This window comes from Magnetospirillum sulfuroxidans, from assembly GCF_018224925.1.
GTDB classification, from domain to species: Bacteria; Pseudomonadota; Alphaproteobacteria; order Rhodospirillales; family Magnetospirillaceae; genus Magnetospirillum; species Magnetospirillum sulfuroxidans.
Genome location: NZ_JAGTUF010000003.1, coordinates 72,977 through 86,179, shown reverse-complemented (window position 1 = coordinate 86,179; position 13,203 = coordinate 72,977). Strand labels below are relative to the sequence as shown.

Below are 13,203 nucleotides of genomic sequence, written 5' to 3'. Positions count from 1 at the left end.
TGCCGAAGGCTTGGTGTTACCGCGCCGCAGCAGGACTGGCAAGCCTTCTATTCGGCCGCCTTGGGCAGATATTGACTGATATCGACGGCATCAACCTGTTCCGGCTTCAGGTATTGCTCGGCATAGTCCTTCCACACCCCCGATTGCAGGAACAAAACCCACAGATCGGGGTCGATATGCCGGTCCTTGACCATGAAGGACATGATTTTCAGCGATTCGGACAGCGTCTTCGGTTTTTTGTAGGGCCGATCGGCGGCGGTCAGCGCCTCGAAGATGTCGGCGATGGCCATCATGCGGGCCGGATCGCTCATCTGTTCGCGCGTCAAGCTCTTGGGATAGCCGGTGCCGTCCATCTTTTCATGATGGCCGCCGGCCCATTCCGCCACTCGGGCCAGATTCTTGGGGAAAGGCAGCGCTTTCAGCATCAAGATGGTCTGCGTGATGTGTTCGTTGATCTTGAAGCGATCCTCGGCCGTCAGCGTCCCGCGACCGATGGACAGGTTGTAGATTTCCCCCAGATTGTACTTGTTGTCGCATGGCCGCATGGTGAAGCCCTCGACGTCGTATTGCGACAGATCGAAAGCGCCTTCGTGCGGGATGACGTGCCAATCCTTGTCGGAAAGCAGCTTTTCCACCACCGGGGCTTTCGGCTGTTCACCATGCCGCCGCCGCATTTCGTCGATGGACAGCCCCAAAGTATCATCCAAGGTGCGGGTCCACGGGGTCTCGGCGATCTGCTTCATCCGCTCGATCCGTTCCGGCGCCATGAACTCGCCGCCGACATTGCATTCGGCGATAAAGGCGAAATCATCGTCCAATTGGGCCAGTCGGGTTTCCATCGCCGTCTTCAGCGCGGCCTCGGGGATTTCCTCGGCCAGAACCCCTTGCAGATAGTCGATCACCGCGTCGCGCTTAAGCACTTCGAAGCGCATGCGCACTTCGTGGATGCGATTGTAGATGGTTTCCAGCTTGGTCGCCTTGTCGACGATGTATTCCGGCGTCGTCACCTTGCCGCAATCGTGCAGGCCGGCGGCCACCTCCAACTCGTACCATTCATCGTCGGTGAGGGTGAAATCCCGGTAGGGACCGTCCTTTTGCGCGCAGGCGGCGCGGGCCAGCATGAAGGTCAAGGCGGGAACACGATTACAATGCCCGCCGGTATAGGGGCTTTTGGCGTCGATGCTGCCGGCGATCACTTGAATGAAGCTTTTGAACAGATGCTTTTGCGCTTCGATCAGACGCTGGTTGTCCAGCGCCACCGCCGCCTGAGAGGCCAGCGCCTCGATCAAGGGGGTGATGTCGGGGCCAAAGGCGATGACGGTGTTCTTGCGGTCGCGGGCATTGATCAGTTGCAGGACGCCGATCACCTCGTTTTCGTAATTCTTCAACGGCACGGTCAGGAATGATTTCGACCGATAGCCGGTCTTGGCGTCGAACGCCTTGGTGCCGGAAAAATCGAACTTATCGACGTCATAGGCGTCGGTGATGTTGACCGTGGTCCCCGACAGCGCGCAATAGGACGAGACATTCTTGTGATTGGGGTTGCCCTGATCGTCGTGCAGCCTCAACGGCGGGAACGGTATCGGCTTGCCGGTGGTGCCGCCCATGGCCACGTCCAAGGTGTCGTTGAGCATGATCTCGAACTTCAGACCGTCCTTATGCTCGGTGACCAGATACAGCGTGCCGCCATCGGCGTTGGTCATCGATTTGGCGCCCAGCAGGATCTTTTCCATCAGCCGGTTGTGATTGCGCTCGGCCGAGAGGGCGATGCCCAGTTCGATCAGCGTGCGATAGCGTTGTTCCTGCGACGCGGCAGCCATGTGCCCAGCTCCCAAAAGCTCCCCGACCCTGTCCGCATCCTTGCCTGTGCGGACCCCTTCAAGGTACAGCCAAAGCCCTTTCAGGCCAAGGCGTCTAAAGGCGTAGGGTTGACGCCCGATGCCATCTGGCGCTTTCTTGTGCGTCGTCTTGAACGGAGGGGCATGTGCCTTACGAGTCGTTGCGCGATTTCATGCGTCATCTTGAAACCCAAGGGCGTCTGGTGCGGGTGCAAGCCCCGGTCTCCCCCGAGCTGGAGATGACCGAAATCCAGACCCGCCTGCTGGCCGAGGGCGGTCCGGCGGTGTTGTTCGAAAACGTGGTCAAGGCCGATGGCTCGAAATACGCCATGCCCGTCCTGGTCAATCTGTTCGGCACGGTCGAGCGCGTCGCCTGGGGCATGGACCGCGAACCGCACCAATTGCGCGAAGTGGGCGAGACCCTGGCCTTCCTCAAACAGCCGGAGCCGCCGGGCGGCTGGCGCGAGGCCATGGAGATGCTGCCGCTGATCAAGACGGTGATGGCGATGAAGCCGAAAACCGTGGGCTCGGCCCCGTGCCAGCAGGTGGTGCTGACCGGCGACGACGTCGATTTGTCGCGCCTGCCGATCCAAAGCTGCTGGCCGGGCGAACCGGCCCCCCTGATCACTTGGCCGCTGGTGGTCACCCAAGGCCCCGACCCCAAGGGCGACAAACGCGACGCCTTCAACCTGGGCATCTATCGCATGCAGGTGACCGGCAAGAACACCACGCTGATGCGCTGGCTGAAACACCGCGGCGGCGCTCAGCATTTCCAGCGCTGGGGCCAGGGCAAGCGCGAACCGATGCCCGCCGCCGTGGTTCTGGGGGCCGATCCCGGCACCATCCTGGCCGCCGTCACCCCGGTGCCCGACACGCTGAGCGAATATCAATTCGCCGGCCTGCTGCGCGGCAAGAAGGTCGAACTGGTCGAGTGCAAGACGGTGCCGCTGAAGGTGCCGGCCACGGCCGAAATCGTGCTGGAAGGCCACGTCATGCTCGACGAATTCGGCCCCGAAGGCCCCTATGGCGACCACACCGGCTATTACAATTCGGTCGAGGATTTCCCGGTGTTCCGGGTCTCGGCCATCACCATGCGCAAGGACCCCATCTATCTGTCCACCTTCACCGGCCGGCCGCCGGACGAACCCAGCGTGCTGGGCGAGGCGTTGAACGAGGTGTTCATCCCGCTGCTCACCCAGCAATTCCCCGAAATCGTCGATTTCTGGCTGCCGCCCGAGGGCTGTTCCTATCGTATCGCCGTGGTCAGCATGAAGAAGGCCTATCCCGGCCATGCCAAGCGGGTGATGATGGGGGTGTGGTCGTTCCTGCGCCAGTTCATGTACACCAAATTCGTCATCGTCGTTGACGACGACATCGACGCGCGGGACTGGAAAGACGTCATGTGGGCGATGTCCACCCGCATGGACCCGGCCCGCGACATCACCGTGATCGAGGGCACCCCCATCGATTACCTGGATTTCGCCAGTCCCGAATCGGGCTTGGGCGGCAAGCTGGGCATGGACGCCACCAACAAATGGCCGCCGGAAACCAAGCGCGAATGGGGCGAGAAGATCAATATGGATCAAGACGTCATCGGCAAGGTGTCGGCGCGCTGGGCCGAATACGGCCTGCCCGGCACCGGCAAACCGATCTGGAAATAGAGACGGGGCCGGGATGAGCGCGGCAAGAAAACCCTGGCGACGCTGATCAAGTCTTTCGCCGCCAGAGCGAACCCCTTGCCGCCTTGTGGATTCAGGCATAGCTTTGAAACCACTGGTTAAGGGTGGGATGGGGGATTTTGTCATGTTCGAGGCCGCCGAGCTGGGCCGCAAGGTCACGCGTGAGGAATTCGACGCCATCGCGCCGACGCTGAGGACCGAGCTGCTGGAATTACAGCGCCGTCTGCGCGAAGCCGATTTCCCCGTCATCATCATCTTTGGCGGCGTCGATGGCGCCGGTAAGAACGAAACCGCCAATCTGCTGAACGAATGGCTGGACCCGCGCTGGACGGTGACCCGCGCCTATGCCGGCCCCTCCGAGGACGAAGCCGAGCGCCCGCCGTTCTGGCGTTATTGGCGCGATCTGCCGCCCAAGGGCAAGATCGGCATGTTCCTGTCATCGTGGTATCACGGCCCCTTGATGGAACGGGTGCACGACCATATCAGCGTCGCCGACATGGATGAGCGGCTGATCCGGATCAACCGCTTTGAAAAATCCCTGGCCGATGACGGCGCTCTGATCGTCAAATTCTGGATGCACCTGTCGGAAAAGGCGCAGAAGAAGCGGCTGAAAAAGCTGGAAGACGATCCGCTGACCGCTTGGCAAGTCACCGATTTGGACTGGAAGCACTGGAAAATGTACGACCGTTTCGTCGGCGCCGCCGAACGGTTGATCATGCAGACGTCGAAAGGCCATGCGCTGTGGCACATCGTCGAGGGCGCCGACGCCCGCTATCGCACTTCCGTCGTCCTCAATCTCCTTAAAGAGGCCATCAACAGCCATTTGCAGCGGCGCGAAGCCATGACCAAGGTGGCGGCCGAGCTGAAGAAGCCCAACAACCAAAAACCGGCGCTGCCCGATGTCCTGGCCAAGCAGCCGTCCATTTTGTCATCGCTGGACATGACCCAAGCCCTGGATGGCGACGAATATAACCGCCAATTGCAAGAACAACGCGGCCGTCTGTCGGCACTGCACCGCAAGGCCAAGGACAAGGGGATCTCCACCGTCTTGGTGTTCGAAGGCTGGGACGCCGCCGGCAAGGGCGGCACCATCCGCCGCCTGACCAACGCGCTCAACGCCCGCGATTATCAGGTCATCCCCATCGCCGCCCCCACCGAGGAAGAACGCGCCCAGCATTATCTTTGGCGATTCTGGCGCCATCTGTCGCGCGCCGGCCGCGTCACCATCTTCGACCGCTCGTGGTACGGCCGCGTCCTGGTCGAACGGGTCGAAGGCTTTTGTTCCGATGAAGCCTGGCAACGAGCCTATGGTGAAATCAACGATTTCGAAGAACAGATCGTCGAGGCCGGCCATGTCTTGTGTAAATTCTGGCTGCACATCACCCCGGAAGAACAGCTGGCCCGGTTCGAACAGCGCAGCGAAATTGAATACAAGCAATGGAAACTGACCGACGAGGATTGGCGCAACCGAGAGAAGTGGGGCGCCTATGAAACCGCCGTCAACGCCATGGTCGAGCAGACATCGACCCACATCGCGCCATGGACCTTGGTAGAAGCGAACACCAAGACTTTCGCCCGCGTCAAAGTACTACGCACAGTCTGCGACGCGTTGGAAGCAGGCATTAAAAAGAGAAAATAGTCTTGCCACAGTAACCGCCGCAGCAACCACCGACTAAATGTATAGTTGACGAAACCTATCCTTTCGTATAAGCATACCCTCAACCGACGTCACATAAAAATTATCGTCGGACAGGGGAGGATAAAATGCGCATAGGCGGACGCCTTTGGCTGGTCGTTGCCGTGTCCATGCTTGGCACCTTGATCGTTGCCGGACTGGCCCTCAAACAAGCCCGCGGCGACCTGATGGAAGGCCGCGAAACCAAGACCCGGCATATTGTCGAGATCGGGCGTTCGCTGCTGGCCCATTATCAGGCCGAGGAACAGGCCGGCCGCCTGTCGCAAGCCGAGGCGCAAAGCCGCGCCCTGGCCGCGCTTTCCGCCCTGCGCTATGAAGACAGCGAGTATCTGTGGGTGCACCGCAAGGCCGGCTCGATCATGCTGGCCCATCCCAATGCCAAGCTGATCGGCACCAGCGTCGATGCCATGCAGGACAAGGCCGGCGGCTATCTGTTTCGCCGCATGAACGCCGAAGTCGAAAAATCCGGCGCCGGATTCGTCACCTATGACTGGCCCAAGCCGGGCAAAGACAAGGCCGTCCCCAAACTGTCCTATGTGGCGGGCTTCGCCCCCTGGGATTGGGTCGTCGGCACCGGCATCTATATCGACGACGTCGACACCGCCTTTGTCACCCGCGCCGGCCTGTTCGGTCTGGGCGTCCTGATGGTGGTCACCATCATCGGGCTGATCGCCAGCGTGATCAGCCGCTCCATCACCCGCCCCTTGGGCGACGTCACCATCGCCATCAAACGCCTGACCAATGACGAACACGGCTTCGACATCGCCCACACCCAACGGGTGGACGAAATCGGCGAACTGGCCCGCGGCCTGATGATTTTCCGCGACCACGTGGAAGCCGCCGCCAACGCCAATGCCAGCCGCCTGGAAGAACAGGAAAACCAGATGCGCCGTCAGGCCCGCATCAGCGAACTGACCGAACTGTTCGACCAGACCGCCGCCGGGGTCATCAAGGCCGTCAGCGCCGCCGCCACCGAAATGCAGGCCACCAGCCAAAGCATGTCGGCCATCGCCGCCCAGACCAGCCAGCAATCGACCAACGTCGCCTCGGCCGCCGGAAGCGCCGCCATCAGCGTGCAGACGGTCGCCGCCGCCACCGAGGAATTGTCCGCCACCGAGGCCGAAATCGCCCGACAAGTGGAAACCTCGACCCAGATCGCCAACAGCGCCGTCGCCCAGGCCCAGCGTTCCAGCGCCATCGTCACCAGCCTGAACGACACCACCAAACGCATTGGCGAGGTGATCGGACTGATTACCGACATCGCCAGCCAGACCAATTTGCTGGCACTGAACGCGACGATCGAAGCCGCCCGCGCCGGCGATGCCGGCAAAGGATTCGCCGTCGTCGCCAACGAGGTGAAATCCCTGGCCAACCAGACCACACGGGCGACGACCGAAATCGCCGAGCAGATTTCCGCGGTTCAGATCAGCGCCCGCGAAGCGGCCGAGGCCATCGATTCCATCGTCGCCATCATCGGCGATATCGGCCATGCGTCATCGGAAGTCGCCGCAGCGGTGGAACAGCAGACCGCCGCCACCCATGAAATCGCCCGTTCCATCGAAGCCGCCGCCAACGACACCCACGAAGTGTCGTCGAACATCGCCCAAGTCAGCATCGCCGCCACCACCGCCGGCCATACCGCCCGCGAAGTGCTGGAAGCCGCCGGCGAATTGTCGACCCAGGCCGAAACCTTGCGCCTGCATGTGGAAAGCTTTCTCGGCGACGTGCGCGAGGCCGGACAGGCGGCATAAGGGGCCAGACACCCCAACCCTGGGGACAGGGCGCGCGTCTCGGCCGACAGCTCTGGCCCCAGCCCGGCGCTTGGGGGCTAGCCTATTTCCCTATCTGCTATAATCTGATATAAATTCAACCTTAAGCAAAGCTTGAGGAGCAGCGGCTTGAAATGGCGCAAAAAGTAAGAATTGCGCGACTTGATGCGGCGGCGACTCAGCCACCAACCCTGTCCGGCCGCCCCATCTGGGAAGACTATTCAGCAATAAATTCTTTTATTCGCCGATATCTTCCTCCAACATCAGCCTCAATTATTTCCGAACCACTTCGCAGCCCCGACCAATCGAAGATTGATTGGTATACGGACATTGCGGGGCAGCCCGTTCCTTTATCCTCGCTGGGGAACGCCGACAAGGCCAAGGCCGAACGTCTTTTGGTTGACCGGCTTCAAGCCCTGCGCGACTTGGCCGCACGTCAGGCCGCCGACCCCGCCGCCGCCTTGCTGGCCGCCGCCGCCGTGTCGCCGCCGGCGGACGCCATCTATGTCGTCAACGGCCAACCGGTGATCATCGGCTGGGGCCGAGCCGGCAACGGCGTGCCGACCCCGCTGCCCGCGACCGCGGCCCTTGCCACCACCCCTCTCGCTGCCCCCTCTCTCTCCGCCCCCTCTCTCTCCGCCGCGACAGCAGCGGCCCCGACGGCCACCGTCGCCGCCGCTGCCGCCGCGCCAGTGGCGGCGGCGGCCTCGCGCTTTCCGTGGCGGTTGCTCGGCGGGCTGGCGGCGCTGGCCTTGCTGGCGGCGGTGCTGTGGTGGCTGTGGCTGGTGCTGATGGGCACCCCCCCGGACATGGCCAAGGACGACCGATTGGCGGCATTGACGGCGGAAGAAGCCGCGCTGAACGGCCAAATCGCCGATGCCGAAGCGGAATTGCGCCGCCGTCTCGCCGCCTGTGCGCCCGAAAAGCCGGTCGCGCCCCCCTCCGAAACCCCGATCGAGCCGGAAAAACCCCCGCTGCCGCCGGTGGTCGAGCCGGAGCAGCCCGCGCCAGCGCCCGAGCCGACCCCCGTCGAAAAGCCCCCGGTCGAGAAAAAGCACAACCCCACCAAAAAGCCGGCGGCGGAACCGCAGCCCCAGCCTAATCCGCAACCCAAGCCGCCCAAACAGCAGGCCATGGCGGATCCGCCGCAATCGTCCATCTGTCCGCCGCCGCGCAAGAAATGGGAAGCGCCGGAACTGGTCTTGCTGCTGGATGCGTCGGGCAGCATGGGCTTGAAATCCGGGGGCGGCAATGACCGCCTGAGCGCCGCCAAGGCCGCCATCAACCGCATGCTGGCCACCCTGCCCGGCGATATGGATGTGGGCATGGTTGTCTTTGGCCATTGCCAAGGCGCCGACAACCACAAATTCTTTAGCCCGGCCGAACGCCCCCGCCTGAAAAGCCTGCTGGAGAGCATCCGGCCGATGGAAGGCACGCCGTTGGCGCGCGGCATCGAACGGGCCGGCAACACAGTGGATGGCGTCAGCGTCCCCGCCACTTTGGTGGTGGTCACCGATGGCGAGGATTCGTGCGGCGGCGACCCCTGCGCGGCGGCGCGGGCGCTGAAGGCGGCCAAGCCCAAGCTGACCATCAACGTCGTCGATGTCGGTGGCCAAGGCAAAAGCCGGTGCATTGCCGAAGCCACCGGCGGCCGGATGCTGCCCATGCGATCCGCCGCAGAATTGCCCGAATTGATCCGCAAAGCGAGCGGTGAAACCCCGGTGCCACCCGGTTGCGGCGGGGAATGACGGACGGACGCCCGTAATGCGGAAAATTCAACGGATTACGCCCTGGTTCATTCAGATGGAAGGTGCAGCTTCTGAATGAATCCAGACACAAGGGGAAAAAAGATGTCTGGCTTGCTGTTGCGAACCGGTCGATTGCGCGAATACAACGCTTTGGGTTCGGTCGGCCGCCCGGTCTATACCGCCGCATCGCAATTGCGGGCGCTGGTCAAGCGCATGCTGGGGCCGGAATGCGCCGACATGCTGGCCATGCCGCAAATCAACGAAGCGGGCGACACCATCAGTTGGTACGCCTCCAGCGGCAGCACCGTGGTGCCGTGGGCCGCCGCCTCCGAGGAGGAGCGTGCTCCGGCCCGCGCCGCCATGTTGCAAGCCCGTCAGGATTTTCAGCGCCGCAGCACCGAGATGCTGGGCCAGGCCAGCAACAATCAGGACATGGAAGTGTTCGCCCGTCTGCTGCCGTTGGCCACCCAAATTCCCGATGAATCGCATATCCATCTGGTCGATGGCCGCCCGGTTATCACCTTTTGGGGCTTCGGCCGCCTGAACGCCGCGCCGGAAACCGATATCATCCGCGATCTTGGCCTGCACGCGGCGATCCCGACCCCACCGAGTCCGGCCATGCCGCCGCCGCCGATCTTGGCGGCGCCGGCGGTCGTGCTGCCCTGGTGGCGGCGGCTGTGGTGGCTGTGGTTGCTGTTGCTGCTGCTGTTGCTGTTGCTGCTGTTCGGCCTGCGCAGTTGCGGCCCCGAGATCCCCTTGCTCGGGGTGATCGCACCGACCGAGGAACTGCCCCGGACCGATCTGCCCCAGGCCGCAATCCCCCAGACCGAAATACCCGGTGTCGGGATCGTTCCCCAGGGTGGAAGCGGCCCCCTGGTCGGCGGCACCCGCGTGATCGTGCCCGACGGGACCATCGGCGCCGACAGCGTCACCGCGCCGGAGGGAACCAAGCCCGACGCCCCCGCCGCCGACATCGTGCCGCCCAAGGTCGAGACCAAGGATGGAACGCCGCCGCCCGAAACCAAGGATGCGGCCAAGCCCGGCGCCGACAAGAATGGCACGGTTGCGCCCACCAAGCCCGCCACCCCGCCACCGCCGCCGTTGGTCCTGCCCGACACGGCGCTGAAAGAGGGGGCGGTCACGTTCCTGGATGGCCATTGGCGGTCCCGGACCGGCCTGATGGATAGCCAGACCGGCCGCCCGCTTGAGGTCGAATACGATTTCAAGGACGGCAAGGGCACCGCCACCATTTTGCGCAGTGACGGCACCAAATGCCCGGCCCCGGTCGAAGCCAGCATCAAGGGCAATGCCTTGTTGCTGAACCAGACCGCCGCGGCCAAGTGCGGCGACGGTCAAGTCTTCGACCGCTCGCAGGTGCAATGCCGCCAGGGCAAGGACGGCAAGGCTGAATGTAAGGGCGTGAACGCCGATGGCGGCGGCTATTTCGTGGAAATTGTCAAATAGACAACTCGAATGCAGAAGGGCTGAACCTGACCATGCTTCCTGAATTGATCCGCTTCGAGGAGGAAGCGACCCTGATCATGCGGACTGGCGTCCAGTTCATGGATTTCGGTCTGACCCTGGACATCAAGAAAGAGATGCCCGGCATGTTCCTGCGCAGCGACAGCAACACCTCGTTGCAGCGCACCGAATATGATGAACCCAGCGGCCGTTATTTCTATCCCGGCAGCCGCAATGCGGTGCCGGACCAGAAGCTGCGCGACGTGCCCATCGACGAATCGGTGCGTCTGCTGGAAGATGTCTGGCTGCCGATCCCGTTCCTGCGCATCCATTCCGGCCGCTTCGCCGAAGGGCCGCTGAACTGGGCGCGGGCGCGCTTGGTCAGCATGCGTCCGGGCGAGGATCTGGACGGTCACACCCACCGGCTGGTCCTGGCCTTCGACACCAAGGTGTTCGCCGACGACGCCTCGGGCGACGCCTATCTGGCCCCGACCGAAACCGATGTCAGCAGCGGCGCCGGCTTCGCCCTGGCTTGGCGCAGCAACGATATGAGCTGGTTTTGCGAACAAAGTTGGTTCGCCGACTGGATCACCGAGCTGTACAACGACAACGCCACCCCGCGCCTGAAATACTCGCCCGAGGATATTGGCGAGCGACTGAACCAGCTGGACCAGCACGCCCATTATCTCAACGTCTTGTGGCTGTTGGGCAATCGCCTGCGTCTGCCCAAGATCCGCATTCTCAGCAATCAGCGCGACCACATCCTCAAGGCCATTCCGGTGGATATGGTCCTGGACGTCGGCAATTCGCGCACCTGCGGCATCCTGATCGAGGATCACCCGCAGGAAAATAACGGCCTGCGCACCCGCTACGAGCTGGAATTGCGCGATCTGTCGCGTCCGCACAGGGTTTATTCCGAGCCGTTCGAAAGCCGCATCGAATTCGCCGAGGCGGTGTTCGGCAAGGTTGACCATTCCTGCCATTCCGGCCGCAACGACGCTTTCGTCTGGCCGACCATCGCCCGCGTCGGCCCCGAGGCGACACGGCTGGCCTCGCGTCGGCGCGGCACCGAGGGCGCCACCGGTCTGTCCAGTCCCAAGCGCTATCTGTGGGACGACGAACGCTATGAAAACGGCTGGCGCTTCAATCAGGCCTTCAACAAGGCGGAAGCCGAGCCTTTGGCCACCGCCGCCCCCTTCGCCGATTTGATCAACGAATTGGGCGACGCCTTGTTCACCCTGCCCGAGGATGAGCAATTTCAGGTGCTGATCCCGCGCTATTCGCGGTCGTCGCTGATGACCTTCATGCTGGCCGAGGTGCTGACCCAGGCTCTGGGCCAGATGAACAGTCCGGGCCAGCGCATGAAGCAAAATCAGGCCAACGTCGCCCGCCAATTGCGCAGCGTCACCCTGACCGTGCCGCCCTCCATGCCCAAGCCCGAGCGCGACATCTTCCGCGAGCGCATGCGCCAAGCCATCGGTTTGGTGTGGAAGGCCATGGGCTGGCACCCGACCGAAACCGACATCGAGAACGAGGGCAAGGAACAGGCGTGGCCGCCGCTGCCCAGCTTCAACACCCAATGGGACGAAGCCACCTGCGCCCAGGCGGTCTATCTGTTCTCGGAAACCGCCAACCATTTCGGCGGCCGCCCGGAAGAATTCATCCAGGTCATGCGCCGCCGCCGTCCCGGCCCCGAGCGCAGCGTGCTGACCATCGCCTCGGTCGATATCGGCGGCGGCACCACCGATCTGGTCATCAACGATTATGCGCTTGACGATGGCCGTGGCGGCAACGTCTCGATCCTGCCGCAACAGCGTTTCCGCGACGGCTTCAAGATCGCCGGCGACGACATCGTGCTGGAAGTGCTGGAAAAGATGGTGGTCCCGGCCATCGCCGCCGCCTTGCGCACTCACGGCATCGGCGATCCCGATCCGCTGTTGTCCAAGCTGATCGGGGCCGAGGCCGGCATCGTCCAGCACATGGTGATGCGCCAGCAACTGGGGCTACAGATCATGTATCCGCTGGCCTTGCGCATCCTTAAGGATTACGAGGTTTACAATTATCAGACCGGCGGCGAATCGCACACGCTGACCATCGGCGAAATCCTGGCCGACCGGGAAAAGCCCTCCACCGCCGTGCTTGATTATTTCGCGTCAGGCGTCCGTGCGGTGCTGGGGGCCGGCGCCCCGGCTTTCGACCTGATGGCGGTGCCGGTCACCATCGACCTCAACCGGCTGCACACCTTGTTCATCACCGATCGCATGGAGATTTGCAACACCATCAAATCGCTGTGCGAATTGGTGCATCTGTATGATTGCGACGTGTTGTTGCTCAGCGGCCGGCCGTCACGGCTGCCGGGCATCTTGGCGCTGTTCCGCGCCTTGTGCGCCTTGCCGCCCGACCGCATCGTCCCCATGCACGATTACCGCACCGGCAATTGGTATCCGTTCCACCGTCAAGGCCGCATCGACGACCCCAAGACGACGGCGGCGGTCGGCGCCATGATCTGCGTCCTCGGCCAAGGCCGCATTCCCAATTTCTTCTTCCGCGCCAACCAATTCCGCATTTATTCGACGGTGCGTCACATCGGTCTGATGGACCATAACAACACCATCAAGGACGCCGATATCTATTACCGCGACGTCGATTTGGACGATGGCGAATATCAATTGCCCGACGCCCCCTTCGAGATGCGCGGACAGATGATGTTGGGCTTTCGCCAGCTTGCCGCCGAACGCTGGGTGGCCAGTCCGCTGTATCAGGTGGAATTCGCCCCCGACAACAACAAGGCGGCGGAAAAGCTGTACGGCAACAACGCCAGCGTGCTGGAGGTGACGTTGCGGCGCGGCTCGCAGCGCCGGGCCGAGGTGCTGGAAATCGCCCGCGTCGCCGAAAAGGGCCGCAGCACGCTCAGCAATTCGGTGCTGCGCATCCGCCTCAACACCTTAAACAACGCCGGCATCGGCGAAAACAGCTACTGGCTCGACACCGGCAGCATCGTTCGCTGAGGAG

The 13,203-nt window shown here is 62.8% G+C and carries 7 protein-coding genes; 6 read left to right on the top strand and 1 reads right to left on the bottom strand.

Features of this window, described 5'->3' with window-relative positions:
* Positions 1-47: 47 nt before the first annotated feature.
* Positions 48-1,820, bottom strand: coding sequence for an HD family phosphohydrolase (locus KEC16_RS05430; protein WP_211546663.1), 1,773 nt, complete (start codon positions 1,818-1,820; stop codon positions 48-50).
* Between the two features lie 164 nt (positions 1,821-1,984).
* Here KEC16_RS05430 and KEC16_RS05425 point away from each other — a divergent pair, with 164 nt between their 5' ends.
* The 6 genes from KEC16_RS05425 to KEC16_RS05400 all read left to right on the top strand — a co-directional run bounded on the left by KEC16_RS05425 (position 1,985) and on the right by KEC16_RS05400 (position 13,199).
* Positions 1,985-3,499 carry a UbiD family decarboxylase gene (locus KEC16_RS05425; RefSeq protein ID WP_211546662.1) on the top strand — a complete coding sequence of 505 codons (1,515 nt, stop codon included), beginning with the start codon at positions 1,985-1,987 and terminating at the stop codon, positions 3,497-3,499.
* A gap of 142 nt (positions 3,500-3,641) precedes the next feature.
* Positions 3,642-5,156, top strand: a complete 1,515-nt coding sequence (gene pap / locus KEC16_RS05420; RefSeq protein ID WP_211546661.1) for a polyphosphate:AMP phosphotransferase — start codon at positions 3,642-3,644, stop codon at positions 5,154-5,156.
* Positions 5,157-5,281: 125 nt separating this feature from the next.
* Positions 5,282-6,964, top strand: a complete 1,683-nt coding sequence (locus KEC16_RS05415) for a methyl-accepting chemotaxis protein (RefSeq protein ID WP_211546660.1) — start codon at positions 5,282-5,284, stop codon at positions 6,962-6,964.
* Positions 6,965-7,377: 413 nt separating this feature from the next.
* Positions 7,378-8,730 carry a VWA domain-containing protein gene (locus KEC16_RS19970; protein ID WP_211546659.1) on the top strand — a complete coding sequence of 451 codons (1,353 nt, stop codon included), beginning with the start codon at positions 7,378-7,380 and terminating at the stop codon, positions 8,728-8,730.
* A 102-nt stretch (positions 8,731-8,832) separates the two neighbouring features.
* A complete protein-coding gene (locus tag KEC16_RS05405; RefSeq protein WP_211546658.1) occupies positions 8,833-10,194 on the top strand; it encodes an SrfA family protein in 1,362 nt (453 codons plus the stop codon).
* Between the two features lie 32 nt (positions 10,195-10,226).
* The gene (locus tag KEC16_RS05400; protein WP_211546657.1) at positions 10,227-13,199 is read left to right on the top strand and encodes a virulence factor SrfB; all 2,973 of its coding nucleotides are present in this window, start codon (positions 10,227-10,229) and stop codon (positions 13,197-13,199) included.
* Positions 13,200-13,203: the final 4 nt, after the last annotated feature.